Source organism: Pseudomonas sp. SDO524_S393 (assembly GCF_054071875.1).
This window is the reverse complement of record NZ_JBSVVZ010000096.1, coordinates 1-17776: the sequence shown is the minus strand read 5'-3', so window position 1 is coordinate 17776 and position 17776 is coordinate 1. Positions and strand designations below refer to the sequence as shown.

Annotated in this window: 15 protein-coding genes; 5 read left to right on the top strand and 10 right to left on the bottom strand. The window is 64.0% G+C overall.

Features of this window, described 5'->3' with window-relative positions; all coding sequences use genetic code 11:
• The first annotated feature begins 230 nt into the window (after nucleotides 1-230).
• Nucleotides 231-908, top strand: coding sequence for a sterol desaturase family protein (locus ACW9IB_RS27445; RefSeq protein WP_457416376.1), 678 nt, complete (start codon nucleotides 231-233; stop codon nucleotides 906-908).
• Nucleotides 905-2002: an SMP-30/gluconolactonase/LRE family protein gene (locus ACW9IB_RS27440; protein ID WP_457416373.1), complete on the top strand. Its 1098-nt coding sequence runs from the start codon at nucleotides 905-907 to the stop codon at nucleotides 2000-2002. Before ACW9IB_RS27445 ends, ACW9IB_RS27440 begins: the two co-directional genes overlap by 4 nt.
• Nucleotides 2003-2058: 56 nt before the next feature.
• On the opposite strand, the gene ACW9IB_RS27435 is transcribed toward ACW9IB_RS27440, so the two are convergent.
• The 4 genes from ACW9IB_RS27435 to ACW9IB_RS27420 all read right to left on the bottom strand — a co-directional run bounded on the left by ACW9IB_RS27435 (nucleotide 2059) and on the right by ACW9IB_RS27420 (nucleotide 7801).
• On the bottom strand, nucleotides 2059-3501 hold the full coding sequence (locus tag ACW9IB_RS27435) for a hypothetical protein (RefSeq protein ID WP_457416370.1): 1443 nt from the start codon (nucleotides 3499-3501) through the stop codon (nucleotides 2059-2061).
• A 113-nt stretch (nucleotides 3502-3614) separates the two neighbouring features.
• Entirely contained in the window at nucleotides 3615-4679 is a 1065-nt protein-coding gene (locus tag ACW9IB_RS27430; protein WP_457416367.1) for a lipocalin-like domain-containing protein, read from the bottom strand.
• Nucleotides 4669-7131: an FtsX-like permease family protein gene (locus ACW9IB_RS27425; protein ID WP_457416364.1), complete on the bottom strand. Its 2463-nt coding sequence runs from the start codon at nucleotides 7129-7131 to the stop codon at nucleotides 4669-4671. The genes ACW9IB_RS27430 and ACW9IB_RS27425 overlap by 11 nt, the downstream gene beginning before the upstream one ends.
• 1 nt (nucleotide 7132) lies before the next feature.
• A complete protein-coding gene (locus ACW9IB_RS27420) occupies nucleotides 7133-7801 on the bottom strand; it encodes an ABC transporter ATP-binding protein (RefSeq protein WP_457368342.1) in 669 nt (222 codons plus the stop codon).
• Nucleotides 7802-8077: 276 nt separating this feature from the next.
• On the opposite strand from ACW9IB_RS27420, the gene pmrG reads away from it, so the two are divergent.
• Both pmrG and arnT read left to right on the top strand, forming a co-directional pair.
• On the top strand, nucleotides 8078-8752 hold the full coding sequence (gene pmrG / locus ACW9IB_RS27415; RefSeq protein ID WP_457416361.1) for a lipopolysaccharide core heptose(II)-phosphate phosphatase PmrG: 675 nt from the start codon (nucleotides 8078-8080) through the stop codon (nucleotides 8750-8752).
• A gap of 232 nt (nucleotides 8753-8984) precedes the next feature.
• Nucleotides 8985-10640, top strand: a complete 1656-nt coding sequence (gene arnT / locus ACW9IB_RS27410; RefSeq protein ID WP_457416359.1) for a lipid IV(A) 4-amino-4-deoxy-L-arabinosyltransferase — start codon at nucleotides 8985-8987, stop codon at nucleotides 10638-10640.
• Nucleotides 10641-10655: 15 nt separating this feature from the next.
• Here arnT and ACW9IB_RS27405 read toward each other — a convergent pair whose 3' ends face one another.
• The 6 genes from ACW9IB_RS27405 to ACW9IB_RS27380 all read right to left on the bottom strand — a co-directional run bounded on the left by ACW9IB_RS27405 (nucleotide 10656) and on the right by ACW9IB_RS27380 (nucleotide 17555).
• The gene (locus ACW9IB_RS27405) at nucleotides 10656-11588 is read right to left on the bottom strand and encodes an ATP-binding cassette domain-containing protein (RefSeq protein ID WP_457416356.1); all 933 of its coding nucleotides are present in this window, start codon (nucleotides 11586-11588) and stop codon (nucleotides 10656-10658) included.
• Between the two features lie 146 nt (nucleotides 11589-11734).
• The gene (locus ACW9IB_RS27400) at nucleotides 11735-12565 is read right to left on the bottom strand and encodes an alpha/beta fold hydrolase (RefSeq protein ID WP_457416354.1); all 831 of its coding nucleotides are present in this window, start codon (nucleotides 12563-12565) and stop codon (nucleotides 11735-11737) included.
• Nucleotides 12558-14174 carry a dipeptide ABC transporter ATP-binding protein gene (locus ACW9IB_RS27395; RefSeq protein WP_457416351.1) on the bottom strand — a complete coding sequence of 539 codons (1617 nt, stop codon included), beginning with the start codon at nucleotides 14172-14174 and terminating at the stop codon, nucleotides 12558-12560. The genes ACW9IB_RS27400 and ACW9IB_RS27395 overlap by 8 nt, the downstream gene beginning before the upstream one ends.
• The gene (locus ACW9IB_RS27390; RefSeq protein WP_457416348.1) at nucleotides 14171-14998 is read right to left on the bottom strand and encodes an ABC transporter permease; all 828 of its coding nucleotides are present in this window, start codon (nucleotides 14996-14998) and stop codon (nucleotides 14171-14173) included. Before ACW9IB_RS27390 ends, ACW9IB_RS27395 begins: the two co-directional genes overlap by 4 nt.
• Nucleotides 14998-15975, bottom strand: coding sequence for an ABC transporter permease (locus ACW9IB_RS27385; protein ID WP_457416345.1), 978 nt, complete (start codon nucleotides 15973-15975; stop codon nucleotides 14998-15000). Before ACW9IB_RS27385 ends, ACW9IB_RS27390 begins: the two co-directional genes overlap by 1 nt.
• Nucleotides 15972-17555 carry an ABC transporter substrate-binding protein gene (locus tag ACW9IB_RS27380; protein WP_457368334.1) on the bottom strand — a complete coding sequence of 528 codons (1584 nt, stop codon included), beginning with the start codon at nucleotides 17553-17555 and terminating at the stop codon, nucleotides 15972-15974. Before ACW9IB_RS27380 ends, ACW9IB_RS27385 begins: the two co-directional genes overlap by 4 nt.
• 13 nt (nucleotides 17556-17568) lie before the next feature.
• Between ACW9IB_RS27380 and ACW9IB_RS27375 the strand changes: the two genes are divergently transcribed.
• Nucleotides 17569-17776: hypothetical protein (locus tag ACW9IB_RS27375; protein ID WP_457416342.1), on the top strand; the 208-nt coding region annotated here is incomplete at its 3' end.

Genomic DNA, 17776 nt, shown 5'->3' with positions numbered 1-17776 from the left:
CCGAGCCACAGCGAGGTGCCGAGTGTTGGGGCAAGAGCCCTTTGGTTACTTTGGGCTGGGCCGGCATTCCGGCTTTTCCAAAGTGACCCGCTGTAAGAGCGGAACCATAAGCCGCCGTGACCGCAGCAACGGATATACACCCATCACACCCGACACACCCCCGAAAACCTAGCACAATCCCCCCCACCGACTAAGCTCACACCCCAACAAAAAAACACCGAGCCCTGGCCATGCCCCACCCCACCGAAACCTTCCGCGCCCGATACCGCGCCAACATCCACCGCCATTACAACCCCTGGCTACACGCAAGCTTCGTGCTGGGCTACGGCGCAACCTGCATCACCCTGGCCTGGGCCTCCACCCACCACATCACCCCGCTGCAATGGCTGACCGTGCCCTTGACCCTGGTGTTCTTCAACCTGTGCATCTACCTCGTGCACCGCCACCTCGGCCATCACAAACACGCCCTGGCGCGCTTGTTCTACGCGCGGCATACCGGCGATCACCACAGTTTCTTCACCCCCGGCCACATGACCTACGACAGCCCCCGGGATTGGCGCGTGATCCTCTTTCCGGCCTGGTTGATCGTGCTGCACAGCCTGGCTATCACCCTGCCCGTCTGGTGGCTGCTCAAGCAGTGGAGCCCCAACGTCGCCGGGCTGTTTGCCGGCTGCATGATCCTCGGCTACCTGCTCTACGAAGTCTTCCATGCCTGTGAACACCTGCCCGCCGACCACCCGGTGGCGCGCCTGCCGTGGCTGCGCCAGATGCACCGCCTGCACGCCCTGCACCACCGCCGTGAGCTGATGCAAGGGCGCAACTTCAACATTGTCCTGCCACTGATGGACTACCTGTTCGGCACCCTGCACTGGGAACCGACCCCCCACGACAACCAGGAATCGTCATGAACACCCGCCCCAAAAAACTCCGCCACCTGCTGTTCGTATTGATGCTGGCGGTAGTGGCTTTTCTGTTGCTGATGCCCACTAAAGTCCAACCGGTGAACTGGGCGCCGCCCAAGGCGCCTTCGATGAAAGACGGCCCCTTCGCCGAAAACCAGCGCCTCAACGGTATCCAGAAAATCGGCGCCCAGGACATCGCCGGCCCCGAAGCCCTGGTGCTGGACGCCCAGGGTTATCTGATCAGCGGCCTGCACGATGGGCGCATCATCCGCACCTCGCCCGACAGCCGCAGCCTGGAAGTGCTGGCCGACACCGGCGGGCGGCCCCTGGGGTTGGCGCTGCACCCGGATGGGCGTCTGATCATCGCCGATGGCGTCAAGGGTTTGCTGGCGCTGGATTCAAAACGCCAGCTCAGTGTCCTGAGCACCAGCGCCAACGGTATGCCGTTCGGCTTTACCAATGATGTGACCGTGGACGCGCGCGGGCGCTATGCGTATTTCAGCGATGCGTCGAGCCGATGGGGCTACGGCCAGGACGGCGAGGCGGTGATCGAACATGGCGGCGATGGGCGTCTGCTGCGCTATGACTTCAGCAGCGGCATCACCGAGGTCTTGCTCGACCAGTTGCAATTCGCCAATGGCGTCGCCCTCGGCCCCGACGAAAACTACGTGCTGGTGAATGAAACCGGCGCCTATCGCATCAGCCGCTACTGGCTCAAAGGCGAGCGCGTCGGCAGCCACGACCTGTTCATCGACAACTTGCCCGGCCTGCCGGACAACCTCAGTTTCAATGGCCAGGACCGTTTCTGGGTGGCGCTGTACTCACCCCGTAACCCATTGCTCGATGGCTTCGCTGGCTACCCCTTGCTGCGCAAGGTCATGGTGCGGGCGCTGATGGTGGTACCCAAGCCCATCGAGCGCAAGGCCTTCGTCCTGGGGCTGGACACCGACGGCAACGTCATCGCCAACCTGCAGGACGGCAGCGCGGGCAATTATTCGCCCATCACCACCGCCCGGGAGTACGGCGAATGGCTGTACCTGGGCTCGCTCAAGAGCAGCAGTATGGCGCGCCTGCCGTTGTCACTCGCGTTGGCGCACTGAGCAAGACGCAAAAAAGGCAGCCTCAAAAGGCTGCCTCTTTCATGTGCAACGCGGGATCAGTGAACGATGTCCTGGGTGCAGATATGCCCCAGGCTCACGTAAGGCACGTTATCGCCGCCGACGCCCACCCCCGGGAATTCCTCCAGCTCGATGCGCCAGCCGCCGAAGTTGAAGGTGGTGTCCCAGTTGTACGCCACGCCGGTGCTGCTGTCCGGGATCACCACGCGGTAATCGCCGAAGCAGTCGCCGATGCCGGCACTGGCCAGCGACGCACCCGCGCTGTTGGTGGTGGTCTTGAAGTCGGCCCAGTGGAACTCGGCCCCGTCAAAACGCTTGTCGACACGCAGTACCGGAGTAATGCCCAGCAACGGCGCGCCAGTAGTGTCGGACCACTGGGTGGACCAGTTCAGCGTCCGCGCCGTCTGGGTTGCCAACGGGAACACCGAGACCGGTACCCGCACGATGTTGTCACCCTTCACGCTGGAGGTATTCAGACGCGGCGTGGAGCCCAGGCTCAGTTGATACTTCTTGCTCGGGTCCTGTACCACCGCCGGGTTGGCGCGTACGCGTACCTTCACCGTGGTGCCCGGCGTGACGCTGGGATACGTGGAGGTGGAACCGGCAGGGATGGTCACCCAGTTGACGCCGTCGAAGCGGTCGAAGATCCACTGGTTGCGGCTGCCGCTCGCATCGCCCGCCAGGTACATGCTCACGCTCTGGCCACGCACCGCCTTGAAGTCGAAGTAATCGACATCGTTGGCGTTATCGAGGTTGCCGGTGACCTTGTTCATCGAGTCCGGCAGCACGAAGGCGGTCTGCGGGGTGTCATTGGGCTCGTAGGCATCGATGTTGCTGTCCACCGCGACACCGAAACTGAACTGCGAGTTGCTGGCGACCTTGGCCACCATGTACCAGTAGTAGTCACCCGCCGGCAGTACGCCGTTGAGGTATTCGTCGGCATTGCCGGCGGCGTCGGAGGAACCCACCACGCTGAGGTTGCCCTGGCCGTCATCCTGGAACAGGGTCAGCGACATGTCGGTGCCAGCGCTCTGGTTCACCAGTTGCACCTGGACCCGAGCGTTCTGCGCCAGATTGAAGTGATAGGCGAACTCCTCGCCCTGACTCACGCCACTGATGGTGTAGAGGGTGTTGATATCCAGGGTGGGAAACAACGGTTCAAAAGCGGCGACGGCGGCGTTTTTCAGGTCGGCCTGGGCCGGTTTTTTCAGCTCGCCGACCGTGCTGTTGAACGGTGCGCTGCTCGCAGCCTTGGTCACCGCTCGGGACTGACCGGTTTTCGCCGCCTGCAGCTTTTGCTTGAGGGTCGCCGAGACCTTGGCGGTATCGACCTTGCCACCCGGTTTCAGCGCCTTCTGCGCCGCCTGTTTGACCGCTTGCGCGCTGAGGGTTGGAGGGGTTTGCTCGGCCAGGGCAAAGGCCGAAACGAAGCAGGAGGCCGCTACGGCCGCGCCCAGCATAAACGCTTTTTTCGATTTCATTTTTTATCCATCCATAGTTAAAAAGTGAAGCTCAGGTGACATCCGGTCACCTGGGATGGAATCTAGATAAATACTGGATGTATGTCCAGTATTTTTTAAACGAATTGTTTAGCCTAGTAGCCGGTCATCTCCAGATACCCCACCCCGCCGTCGAACCGCACCGGGCCTTCCCAGTAGGGAATGCTCAGGTTCATCCACGCATTCGGATTGACCGCATCGACAGTGATATCCAGCTGTTTGCCGGGGACTTTCAGTGACCAGCGCGTAGGCATCGCGCGGCCTTCGACCGTGGTTGTGGCCAACGGTGTCAACTGGATATCGGCGTTGTGCAGGGTCTGCGTGCGGCCCTCGTGGTCGATCCAGGTACCGGTGAGATAACCCGGCCCGTCCGTTTGCCGCACCCGAAACAGCATCAGTTGTTCGCCCCGGTCCAGGTGCAGGGAGAACCAGTCCCAGCCGGTCTGGCTGGCGGCCAGGGGCTGGCTGCTCCATTCGCGATCCAGCCATGCCGGGCCACTCACCTGATAGGTCTTGCCATCGAGGCTGACGCTGCCGCTGGCGCTGAAGAATGGCTGGCTGTAGTAGTACGAGGCCTGGCCCTGATCGGACTTGCGGCTGTAGCCGTTATCGCCCTGCAACACCAGCGGGCGGCTGGAAGTCAGGCGCAGGTCGTAGGCGAATTGCGCGCCGGCGGCCTTGAGTTGCAGGCCGGCCAGCGGGCTCGCGGCGCCCGGCAATGTGGCGAAATTCCAGTCGTCGATCCACGCATTGAACGGCTCAGCCTGGGCCCCGGCCTGGCCGACACCGCCCCGGGCATAACGCTCGGCGGCATAGTGCCGGGTGGCGGACGTGACGGCGGCGTGGCCGAGCCAGACCGTCGAGTCGTGCCAGCCCGCCTGCACCGGGCCGGCCTTGAGGGCATTGCGAAACAGCGTCCATTGCACACCAAACCGATGCCCCTCGGCATCCGTGAGGTTGGCGGTGACGTACCACCATTCGATGCGAAAGCCCGGATGCGGGCCGTGGTCTTGCGGAAAGCTGAACACCTTGCCCGGCACCACCTGGGCGAAATCGGCAGCCTCACTGCCCAGCCCGGCGAAACTTTGCGTCGGCTCAGGCGCCTGGTCACACGCGGTCAACAGCACGACAACGGCCCACAGCAGGCACTTACTCTTCATGGGCAAAAGTCCTCAGCAAATCCGCCGGTCGGCTGCGGTACAACTGCCACAGCGGCCACGCCGAGGCGAGCCACGTGGCCAACAGCGCCAGGCCCAGCAACTGCGCCAACTGCCACGGGAACACCTGCAACGGCAGGCGCCAGCCAAAGGCTTGCACATTGATCACCGCGTCCAGGCACCACGCCAGCAGCAGGCCCAGGGGCAAGGCCAGGACCAGCGTCAGCACCGCCAGCAGCCAGGTCTGCCCGAGGTTGAGCAGCATCAGTTGCCGACGCGTCACCCCCAGCGCCCACAGCGGCGCGAGTTGGCCCAGACGGCTCTGGCTCTGGGTCAACAGGCTGATGAACAGCGCCACGCCGGCCACGCCCAGGGTCAGGCTGTTCAGCGCGGCCGTGGCGGCGAAGGTGCGCTCGAACACCTGGCTCGACCAGCCTTTGAGCTGCTGTTGATCGACGATACGGCTGTCTTCCAAGGCAAATTCACGCTGCACGTCACGCACCACGGACGCCACGTCCGACGGTGCCACCCGCAGGTTGAAACGCACCGGCGCCAGCGTCGGCCAATGGGCCAACAGGTGGTTCGAATTCACCAGCAGATGGCCCTTGGGGTTGCCGTAGTCGGCGTAGATCCCCACCAGCCGGGGCGACCATGTCCCTTGCGGCACGGGAATCTCGACGGTATCCCCCAGGCGCACGTTCAGGCGTCGCGCCAACTGCTCGCTGAGCATCAGGGTGTCGGCCTGCTGCAACTGGTCCCACGGTTGCCCCACCGCCTCCAGCAGCGGCCAGTGCTGGCGGTAGGTCAGGTCATCGACCACGCCAAACAGTTCCGCCGGCCAGCCCTGCAATTGCACGGTGACTTGCCAGGCAGGCAGCACTTTCTGCACGAGCGGCTGCCGGGCCAGCCACGTCTTCAGTTGCTCGGCCTGGACCGGGTTCTGCGGGTTGAGGTACAGCTCGGCCGTGAGGCGCTGCTCCAGCCAGTGATTGAAGGTCTGGCGAAACCCCGAGGTCATGGAGCCTGCGCCGATATTCGCCGCCAACGCCAAAAGCAACGCCATCAACGCCAGGCTCAAGGCCGGCAATTGCTGGCGGCAGTCGGCGAGGAACCATTGGCCCAGCACCGAGCGACTGCGCCCCAGCACGGCCTTCAACAGCCCATTGAGCACCACCGGCAAGCCAAGGGCAGCGCCGAGCAACAACGCCGCCATCAGCACGAATCCGGCGGTCAGGCTGTTGCCCCCTAGCAAGGCCACCAGTGCAATCAGCAACGCCGCGCTCGCCACCACGCCCTGGCGCCGCAACCAGCGCCCATGGGCTTCATGCCAAGCCTGGGCATCGGCCAGTGCCAGCAATGGCAAGCGCGCCGCACGCCACAGGCTGCTGGCACCGGCCAGCAGCGCGCCGACCAGGCTCAGGCCCAACCCGGCCAGCCACCAGCCTGGGTTCAGGCTCAACTGCCCCGCCACCTCCGCGCCATACAAGCCGCGCAGGCTCACCGCCACATCCGGCAGCAACAGGCTGGCCAGCCCGTAGCCACTGACCACACCCAGCACACCGCCGAGCAGCGACAGCACCCCCAACTCGACGCCCAGGCTGACAATCAACAGTCGCGCGCTCACCCCGCAGGCGCGCAAGGTGCGCAGCAGCCCACGGCGTTGTTCCAGCGCCAAGCCAATCGCCGCGTGCACGATAAACAGGCCGACCAGAAAAGACAGAAAACCCAGCGCATCCAGGTTCAGGTGAAAGCTCTCGGTGAGGCGTGCGAGGTTGTTGTCTTGCGCACGCTTGAGCTGCAAACCGGCGGGCGGCACAGGCTGGGTGGCGGCGAATGCCTTGTCGAGCCATAGCCGCGACAGACGCTCGGGCATCTCCAGCAGCGGTTGGGCAAACCCGATGTCGGTCAGCAACAGCCCGGGGGCCATGTCCTGTCGAACCTGCAACGGTGGCAGGGCCTGGCCGCCGCTGGTCAACGGCTGATCGCCTTCGTGCAACCCCAGTTCCTGCAAGGTCGACGCGGCGATCCAGGTACGCCCCGGCGGGCTGAAGAACGCCGCCATCTGGGCCTGACTCAAGCGCTGCCCGGCCACCGCGCCGCTGCCTGGCAACGACACCGGGTCGATGCCCATCAATTGCAGGCGTTGCGCTTCATGTCCCTTGAGCGTGACCCGGCCCTGTACCACCGGCGACACCGGCCATCCAGCCCGGCGCAGCTCGGCAAAGCGTGCCTGGGGAAAGCTCGCTCCGTCGGGCATCGCGAGGCTGGCCTGGGGTTCACCGCCGATCAATTGGCTGGCACGCGCATAGCTGTCGCGCGCCTGGCTGTTGAGCGCTTGCACACCGGTCAACAGCGCGGTGGCCAGCCACAGCCCGGTGAGCACGCTGAAAAACTGCACCGGATGACGCCGCCAATGGCTGAGCAGCGCGCGCAACGCCCAATGGAACACCGCCATTTCAGCGCCCGTCCGCCGGCTGCACTCGACCGCGATGCAGCACCACCTGGCGGTCGAGCCGTGCGGCGATGCGCGGGCTGTGGGTGACCATCAACAGGCTGGTGGGGCTGTCGCGCAGCAGGTCGAGCAGCAGTTGCAGCACTTCATCACTGGTGGCTTCGTCGAGGTTGCCGGTGGGCTCGTCGGCCAACAACAGGCTGGGACGCGAGGCCAGGGCGCGCCCTACCGCTACCCGTTGCTGCTGGCCGCCGGAGAGTTGTTCGGGATAGCGCTTGAGCAGATCGCCCAGGCCCAGACGCTCCACCAATTGCGCCTGCCATTGCGGGTCATAGCGCCCCGCCAGGCGCGCCTGGAAAGCCAGGTTGTCGTCGACACGCAGGCTGCCGATCAGGTTGAACTGCTGGAACACCAGGCCGATATCGGTGCGCCGCCAGCGCGCCAGTTGTGCCTCGCTCAGTTGATCGAGGCGCTGCTCGCCCACCTGAATGAAGCCGCTGTCCACGCGGTCGAGCCCGGCCACCAGGTGCAGCAGGGTGCTCTTGCCGCTGCCCGACTCCCCCATCAACGCCAGGCTGCTGCGCCCGGTCAGCTGCAAGTCGACACCCGCCAGTACCGGCAACGGGCCCTGCGGGGTGGCATAGCTTTTGACAACGCCCTGTACCTGCAACATAAAAACACTCACCTGGGGGGACTGAAAACGAGCATAACGGCTAAGCCTTGGAACCCTGCAAATTTTTCACATGGATTTCACCGGTTACCCACCCGCGCCCCTTTAAATTGCCCGCCAAGTGTCACCGGTCGGCAACTTGTTAGTTGCCATGCCTGACAACTTTTTACCGCAACATGTTCAGCGAAAAGACAGCAGCCCTGTGACAGTCTCCTGCCTCACTACGGGCATTCGCCAAGAAGTTGCGCCTAACTAAATACAACATTGCCAACAGTGCCCATGGTGAATGAAGTGGTTGACCTTACCCTGACCAAACCGCGCTCGCGCCGGGCGGTGTTCAAGCGCCTGCAACCCCGGTGGCTGGGCATGGTGGTCGTGGCGCTGCTGCTCGGCGCCAGCCTGCTCTGGCCCCTCTCGCCGCGTGACCTGGGCGTCGGCGATCGCCTGCTGACCTCCCAGGTATTGCCGGCCTGGCGCGACGGTGACCTGATCGTGCTGGTGCGCCATGAAGAACGCTGCGACCGCTCGAAAAACCCCTGCCTGGGGCCCAACGAAGGCCTGACGATCAATGGCAGCCAACATGCCGAACAACTGGGCAAAGCCTTTTATACCCTGGGCATGGAAGGCAGCGACGTGCTTGCCAGCCCACTGATTCGCACGGCCCAGACCCTGCGTTTCATGTTCGGCAAAAACGAGCTGACCTCGGGCCAGCAAGCCATCTGTGGCACCGCAATGGGCGAAGAATTGCTCGCCCATAAAACCCCCGGTCACAACCTGGTGTTCGTCACCCATAGCGGCTGCATCGCCGATTTCGAAAAGGCCCTGGGCTTCCCCCACGCGTCGTTTCCGGAGTACGGCAGCGCGTTGTTCGTGCAGGTATTGGCGAACGGCAAATTCAAGCCCCTGGGCATCATGAACAACCCCGATTGGCCGGCGGCACTCAAGCAGCGTTAGGGTCGGTTTTCAACGCAGCATCAAGGTTTTTCGTAAAGAGCCTGGTCATCCCTGCCCGGCCACTACCGCCCATGTTCAGCAAAAAGACAGCCGTTGTCTGGCATGTTTAGTTGCGCCCTTGAACTAAGGACGTCATGAATATCCCCTGCTATTTAGTGAATGCTGTGACTTCTTTCGCAATTGAACTACTACTTCCATACCCGGTTTTCAAACGTCAAGGAGCGACGTTTTCATGACCCGCTTAAACCCCCTGCCGTTGTTGTTGCTGGCCCTCGCTGCGTTTTATTTACTGCCCCTGGGGCTGCACGGTCTGTGGATACCGGACGAGACCCGTTACGCGCAGATCAGCCAGGAAATGCTGCTGAGTGGCAACTGGGTCGCGCCGCACTACATGGGTGTGCGTTATTTCGAAAAACCTGCCGCCGGCTACTGGTTGATCGCCCTCGGCCAGGCGGTATTCGGCCAGAACCTGTTCGGTGCGCGTATCGCGTCGGCACTCACCACCGGCCTGAGTGTGCTGCTGGCTTACCTGATCGCCCGCCGCCTGTGGAACGAACCGCGTAAAAGCTTCGCCTGCGCCCTGCTCTACCTGAGTTTCGGTCTGGTGGCCGGTCAGGCGGGGTACGCCAACCTCGATCCGCAATTCACCCTGTGGGTCAACCTCAGCCTGGTGGCGCTGTGGTTTGCCCTCGACAGCTCGACCCTCAAGAGTCGCCTGTTGGCCTGGACATGCGTAGGGTTGGCCTGCGCCATGGGTTTCATGACCAAGGGTTTTCTGGCCTGGGTGCTGCCGGTGCTGATCGCCGTGCCCTACATGCTCTGGCAACGGCGCATGGGCGAACTGCTGCGCTATGGCCCGCTGGCAGTCGGCGTGGCGGTGCTGGCGTGCCTGCCCTGGGCAGTGGCGATCCACCTGCAGGAGCCGGACTTCTGGCGCTTCTTTTTCTGGAACGAACATATCCGTCGCTTCAGCGCCGATAACGCACAGCACGTGCGGCCCTGGTGGTTCTTCCTGCCGATCATCGCGGTGTCATGCCTGCCGTGGGCCGGGCTGCTACCCACCACCCTGCTCAAGACCTGGCAGCAAAAACGTCAGCCGGCCATCGTTTTTCTCGCGCTGTGGCTGCTGCTGCCCCTGGGCTTTTTCAGCCTGAGCAATGGCAAGCTGCCGACCTACATCATGCCGTGCCTGCTGCCCCTGGCCCTGCTGATGGGGCATGCCCTGGTCGACCAGTTGGCGCAACACAAACCCCGCGCGATCTGCCTCAACGGCCTGCTCAACTTCGCCATCGGCATGGTCGCGATGGTGACCCTGATCTACCTGCAAATCGCGCGGCCGCTGTATGGCAACAGCCATGCCGAGATGTTCAGCCTGTCCCTGGCATTCATCGTGCTGCTGGGCTGGATCCTCGCCAACCTGCTGCAAGCCTTTCGCCCGCTGACGCTGTGGGCCATGCCGGCGCTGGGCATTGGCTTGCTGGTGATTCTGTTGCCGGCGGGCATGCCGGCGCTGGTCGCGGATAACGAAATGCCCGATCAGTTCGTGCTCGATCACCTGGAAGAACTGCAGGAAACCCGCGCCCTGCTGAGCAACGGGCTGGAAACGGCCGCCGCACTGTCATGGCGCCTGAAACGCCCGGACGTGACGTTCTACGACACCCAGAGTGAACTGCGCTACGGCCTGCAATACGCCGACTCAGCCCCGCGCAAGGTCGACCTCGAACAGGTTCAGGGCTGGCTGAAAAATGCCCGGCAACATGGCCCGGTGGGCGTGCTGCTGCGCGTCAGCAGCACCAGTGAAATGCGCGAAGTCGGGCAATTGCCGCCGGGGGGAACGCGGTATCACCGAGGGCAGTTGGAGCTCATCATTTACCCGGCGTTGCCCTGACCCAAACAGTGCGGATCAGGGTGTGTGAGGCTTGCCGCCATTCAGCACATCGACCGTGGCCAGGTTGCCGGCCAGCCCCGCCACCTGCTCCTGCACCGCCCGTCCTTCGGCGCGATTGCGGATAAACCCGGCGCGGGTAAAGCGCTCCAGGAACGGCACCGGCACACTTTTGTCGGGCGCCAGGCTGGGGTTTTCCGTGGTGTCGCCAAACAGGGTATAGGCCACCGACGACAGATGACGGGTATTGAGGTCGCAGGTCAAACGACCTTCCTGCAAGACAATGGCCCGGTTGGTCACCCGTTGCAGGTCGGACAGGCGCTGGGAGATATAGAGAATCGCCACGCCCTGGCTGCGCTGGCTGTCGATCAGCCCGAGCAGGCGCTCGGCGTCCGCTTCCGAGAGGGCCGCGGTGGGTTCGTCGAGGATCAGCAGTTTGGGCTGCAAGACAAACGCGCGGGCCAATACCAGCAATTGACGGTCCGCCGGCCCCAGGCGCTCCACCGGGTGTTGCAGCGGCAGGTCCAGGCCGAGCCCGGCGGCGATGGTTTCGGCGCGTTGCAGCAGGCTTTTGCGGTTGAGCATAAAGTCTGCACCGGGCAGTCCCAGCTCATCGAGCAACAGGTTCTCGGCCACGCTCAGGCCCGGGGCGATGGCGTCGTCGGGGCGTTGATGCACCGCGACAATCCCCACCCGGCGCGCCGACAGCGGCGACACGAAACGCTGCCGCGCACCCTCGACCCACACTTCGCCGCTGTCCGGCACCAGGCTGCCGCCGAGGATTTTCACCAGCGTCGACTTGCCCGCGCCGTTGCCCCCCAGCAACGCGACGCCTTCGCCCGGATAAATATCCAGGCTGACCTGATCCAGCGCCCGCCGGGCGCCAAAGGTCTTGCACAGGTCACGCACCCGCAGCAACGGCTCGGGGGCAAAGGCAACAGGGTTGCTCATGGCTAATCTCTAAGGCGGAACTGATGACTCATTACAACGCATAAGAGCGCTGATTTATTCCGTGCAACAATGAGTTAGGTCCCGAATTAAATGCATTACCTTATGAACAATCCAATAGCTGAATCGTATAGCAAAAGTTTTTTGAGTTATAAGCGCCTGTCGATGAGCTGATGAAAGGCTTGCAGCACCGCGTCGGGCTTCTCCAGCATCAGTTGATGACCACAGTCTTCCAGCACCTGAAACGTCGCATCGGGCAGTTGCGCCGCCAGTGCCTGGCCACCGCTGGCCGGGGTCAGGCCGTCGCTGTCGCCGGCCAGCACACTCACCGGCAGCGCCAGGCTGGGGATCAACTCGGCGGGCGGCCATTGGGCGTGTTTCATCAAGGCCTTGAACATGAACAGGCGGTTGCGCTCGGTGAGCTTTTCTTCGTAGGCCACCAGCGCCGGGTCCGCACTGGCATGCCAGGCACGCTCGCGAAAGCCCTTGGCCAATAGCGGGCGCAGCCATTCAAGGAGCCACGCCGGCAACGCCATCAACCCGCCGCCGCTGACCGGCCGATACAGCTGGGTGCCCAGCAGCAACGCCGCTTCGACGGGCATCGCAGGCTGGGTCAGCAAGGCGCTGAGGCTCAGGCCGGTGCCGAAGGAATGGGCGACGATCAGGTTACGCGCACCGGCGTAGCGGTTCAGGATCGCCCCATAGTCCGCCACCAGTTCGTCCCAGGCGTAGGCCGTGGCCTTGCGTGGCGTGGCACTGTCGCCGTGGCCCAGCAGGTCCCAGGCCACCAGGCTGTAGCCTTCGGCCTTGAGCGCTTGCCATTGCAGGCGCCATTGGTCTTTGTTGCCGCCCGCGCCGTGGCAGAAAAACACCACGGTATCGGGCTGGGTGCTGCCCCGGTGGTGAGCGATGCTCAGGTGGCGGCCAGGACGGATCTCCTGCCGTTCGCCACGCACCACCTTCAGGTTCTGATCAGTCATGGAGCGCATATTCCTTGGGGTTGAGACCGGTCTGCGGCACACATTGCAACAGCGTGCGGGTATAGGGATGTCGCGCGTCGGCAAACAGGGCCGCCGTCTCGCCCTGCTCCACCACCCGCCCGTTCTGCATCACGGCGATGCGGTCGCACAAGCGCGCCGCCACCCGCAGATCGTGAGTGATAAAGACGATGCTCAATTTCAACCGTCGTTGCAGGGCCTCCAGCAACTCCAGGATCTGCACCTGGATCAACGCGTCGAGGGCCGACACACATTCGTCAGCAATCAACACCCTGGGTTCCACTGCCAGCGTACGGGCAATGCCAATGCGCTGGCGCTGGCCGCCGGAAAATTCATGGGGGTAACGCTCGAACGCCGTGGCCGGCAGGCCTACCAGCTCCAGCATTTGCCGCGCGCGCCGCTCGGCCTCGGTGCTGGAATGCCCCTGCACCAAAGGGCCGGTCATGATGATCCGGCCAACGCTCTGACGTGGGTTGAGGGAGGCGAACGGGTCCTGAAAGATCATCTGCACCTGGCTGCGCAGCCCGCGCAAACGCCGCTCGGGCAAGGTGTCCACGGCCTGGCCGAGCCAGTGCACCTGCCCGCTGTCGGCACGCAACAGCCTGACCAGGCAGCGCCCCAGGGTGGACTTGCCCGAGCCGGACTCGCCGACGATCCCCAGGGTTTCGCCTTCGCGCAGTTGCACCTGCACCGCGTCCAACGCGCGGGTGGTGCGCCGCCCAAACCAGCCGCTGCGCGCACTGAACACCTTGCCCAACTGCTCGGCCTCGAGCACCACCGAGCCCGCCACTGCGCCGCGCGGCGCCAGGGGTTGTGCCGACACCGCCGCGAGCAACTGCCGGGTGTAGGCGGCACGGGGTTCGCGCAACACCTGGCGAGCGTTGCCCTGCTCGACCAATCGGCCCTTTTCCAGGACCAGCACGCGGTCGGCAATCGCCTCGACCACGGCGAAATCATGGGTGATGAACAACAGGGCCATGCCCTTGTCCCGCTGGATCTTGCGCAGCAGGTCGAGAATCTGCGCCTGGGTGGTCACGTCCAGGGCCGAGGTTGGCTCGTCGGCGATCAACAACCCCGGATCGAACGCCAGGGCCATGGCGATCACCACCCGTTGGCGCTGGCCGCCGGAGAGCTCGAACGGATAGGCCAGACGCAGGCGCGGCGGGTCGGGCAGGCCCACGTAACCCAGCAGGTCCAGCACCCGCCGACGGCGTTCATCGGCGGACTTCACACCATGGGCCCGCAAGGTTTCATCGATCTGCTCGCCCACGCGCAACAGCGGGTTGAGCGCGCTCATGGGCTCCTGGAACACCATGCTGATATCGCGCCCGCGCAGTTGGCGCATGGCGGTTTCGCTGAGGCTCGCCAGGTCCTGTTCGCGAAACACCACACGCCCGCTCTGCACCCGCAACGGGTCCGGCAACTGACGCAACAACGCCTTGGCCAACATCGACTTGCCCGAGCCGGACTCCCCCACCACACACAGGCATTCGCCACGCGCCAGCTGCAACGACAGGTCATACAGCGCATGACTGCGGTCGGCGCCCACCGGCAAGGCGATACGCAGGTTCTGCACACTCAACAGTGTCATAGCGACCTCCCCGGTTCGAACGCCACGCGCAGGCCTTCACCCACCCGGTTCACCGCCAGCACGCAGAGCATGATTGCCAGCCCCGGCAAAAAGCTCATCCACCAGGCATCGCGCAACAGGCCCCGGGACGCATTGATCATATAGCCCCAGCTCATGGCCTCCGGATCGCTGAGCCCCAGGAACGCCAACGCCGCCTCGGTGAGGATCGAGGTCGCCATCACAAAGGTCATGACCACCAGCAGCGGCGCCAGCGCATTCGGCAGAATCTGTTCGCGGATGATCCCCAGCGGTGACTGGCCCAGCACCCGCGCCGCCTGCACGAATTCGCGCTGACGCAGGGTGAGGAATTCGCTGCGCACCAGGCGCGCCACCCCCGGCCACGCCACCAGGGCAATGGCCAGCACGATGGTGCCCAGGGACGGCTCCAGCACCGCCACCAGGATCACCGCCAGCACCAGTTGCGGAATGATCTGGAAAAACTCGGCGATACGCATCAGCACGCCATCGACCCAGCCGCCGAAGTACCCGGCGACGGCACCGACCAACAGGCCCACCAGCAGGGTCGCGAGGGTGGCCAGTGCCGCAACCGACAGGGACACCCGGGCGCCATACAACAAGCCGCTGCCCAGGTCACGCCCGAGCAGGTCGCTGCCCAGCCAGTGGGCCGGGTCATGGAACGGCGCCAGCATCGGCGCGGTGTTCATCTCCCACGGCGAACCGTGGGTGAGCCAGGGCGCCGCCAGCGCGAGCACTGCCAACACCACAAGGAACAGCGCACCGGCCAGCGCCGCAGGCTGGCGCACGAAACGTCCGAGAACAGCCATCAGCCCTGCCCTCCCGCGCCGATACGGGGGTCGAGAAAACGGCACAGCAGATCGGTCAACACGTTGAAGCCCACCACCAGCAAGGAGATCACCAGAAAGCCGCCCATCAGCACACCGTAATCGCGCTGGGCCAGGGCGTCGTACATCAAGCGGCCGATACCGGGCCACGAATAGACCACTTCCACCAGCAAGGCACCGCTGGCCAGTTGGCCCAATTGCAGACCGGCAAAAGTCACCACCGGCAACAGCGCATTGCGCAGCACATGCCCATACAGCACCCGACGCGGGTGCAGGCCTTTGGCGTGGGCGGTGCGCACGTATTCCTGACCGAACGCATCGAGTACCGCGGCGCGGGTCAGGTGGATATACAGGGCGAGGAACAGCACGCTGAGGGACACGCACGGCAACAGCAAATGCTTGAGGCGGTCGAACAGCGAGAAGTCCTGGCCGACGGTTTCCATGCCGAAGGCCGGCAGCCAGTCCAGGCTGACGGAGAACAGCAGAATCAACAGCATCGCCAGCCAGAACGATGGCAGCGCATACAGCAACAAGGCACCCTGGGAAATCACCCCGTCGAGCCAGTGCCGCTTCTGTTTCGCCCGCGCCGCCAGCACCCCGAGGCTCACCCCCAGCACCGACGATACGACAAATGCCGAGCCCATCAACGCCAGGGTCGCCGGCAAACGCTCGGCAATCAGCGCCCACACCGATGTCTGGTTGCGATAGGAATAACCCAGGTCCAGGTGGGCGATATGGCCCAGGTAAATCAGCAGCTGCTGCCACAACGGTTTGTCCAGGCCGAGGGTCTGGCGCAACTGCGCGATGAACTGTGCATCGTCCACCCCCGCCTCGCCGGCCAGCAGCAACGCCGGATCCCCCGGCGCCAGATGGATCAGCATGAAGCCCAGCACCAGCACCGCCAGCACCATCAGCAGCGCCTTGAACAGCCGCCCGCCCAGATACCCGAGCGCGGTCATGGTGCCGGGGCGTCGAGGTAGACGCTTTCGTAGTCTTCATTGAGGCTGGTAGCGGTTTGCAGCAGGTTTTTCACCTGCGTGTGAAACAGCGTCTGGTTGCGCATTTCGAAGATCGGCGCAATGGGCAGGTCGGTGTTCAACAGGTTTTCCAACTGGCTGTAGAGCCGGGTGCGCTCAGGGCCTTCCGGGGTATCGGCGAGCTTGCGCCACAACGCGTCCGCCTCGGGGCTGTTGTAGCCACTGACGTTGGCGAACGGCGAAGTCTTGAGGATGTAGTCGGAGCGGAACAGGTAGGCGCTGGTCAGGTACGGGTCGCCAATCTGGAAGATAAAGTTGTAGGTCAGGTCGAAGTCCCAGTCGCTGACGCGCTGGAACCAGGTTGCCGCGTCGGACGTCACCACCTGCACCTTGAAACCAAGAGGTTGCAGCGCCTGCTTGGTGTATTCGGCCAGACGCTCCCAGGCGCCGCCCTTTTCGCCATTGAGCAGGCGGATGCGCACCGCCCCAACGTCCACACCAGACTCGGCAATCAGCGCCTTGGCCTTTTTGGGGTCATAGGCGTACTGCGGCAACTGCGGATCGTGGTACGGCGTGGTCGACACGAACTCGCCCTGGGCGACCTTGCCCGAGCCGAAGAAAATGTTGTCGACGATGAACTGACGGTTCAGCGCATAGAGGATCGCCTGGCGCACCTTGGGGTTGTCCAGCGGCGGCTTGCGCGTGTTGATTTGCAGGAACGCCAGGCCGGCGTACAGCTCCCAACCTTTCTCCGAGGCCTGTACATCCGGCAGCGCGCTGAGGCGCTTGAGGTCGGAGTAGTCGGCATCGCCGCTGCGCAGCACCTGCACGTCGTTGCGCTCGAACGCCGCCGCGCGGGACGAGCCGTCCGGAATCACGTGGAAGATGATGCTGTCGAGGTGCGGCAGGCCAGGCTTCCAGTAATGGGGGTTGCGGGCCAGCTTGATGTAGGCGCCGCGCTTCCACTCCACGAACACGAACGGCCCGGTACCCACCGGCTTGAGGTTGTACGGGTTGTTGCGAAAATCGGTGTTTTCGTAGAGGTGCTTGGGCACCACCGGGCGCAGGCCGCTGCCCAGGGCCGAGAGCAACGGCGCGAAAGGTTTCTTCAAGTGGAACACCACCTGCAACGGCCCCTTGGCGGTGATGCTGTCGACATATTCGGTGATGATCCCGCCGAGGCGCTTGTCCACGTCGGGGTAAAAGGTCTGGAAGCTGAAGACCACATCATCGGCGGTGAAGGCCGGGCCGTCGTGCCATTGCACGCCGTCCTGCAGGTCGAAGGTGTAGGTGAGGCCGTCGGGGGAAATGGTCCAGGCCTTGGCCAACACCGGTTTGGGCTTGAGGTCGGTGTCGAAGGTCAGCAGGCCTTGCAGCACCTTGCCGCTCACATACTGGGTGGACACATGGCTGACCACCCCGTGCATCAGCGACGGCGGCTCGGGCTGGGCCACCAGGTTCAGCACCCCGCCGTCCCGGGGTTGTGCCTGGACCTGGCCGGCCAGCAACGCGGTGCACAGCGCCACGGACGACAGGGCACGACGCAAAGAGAATGGGCGCATGGAAGCTCCTCGAATGGAAAGGTTCTGGGAGGGATTTTGCAAGGGCTGTGCCATGGGGTTTTCGGCGCAATTGCGGGTGCTGGTTGTCGTCCGGGTGATGAAAAAACCACAGCGGCCTGCGCGAGTGTGCAAAAAGCAACAGCACCTCACATCCAATGTGGGAGCGGGCTTGTTCGCGAACGCGGTGGGTCAGTGCCCCATGTTTCACCTGGCACACCGCG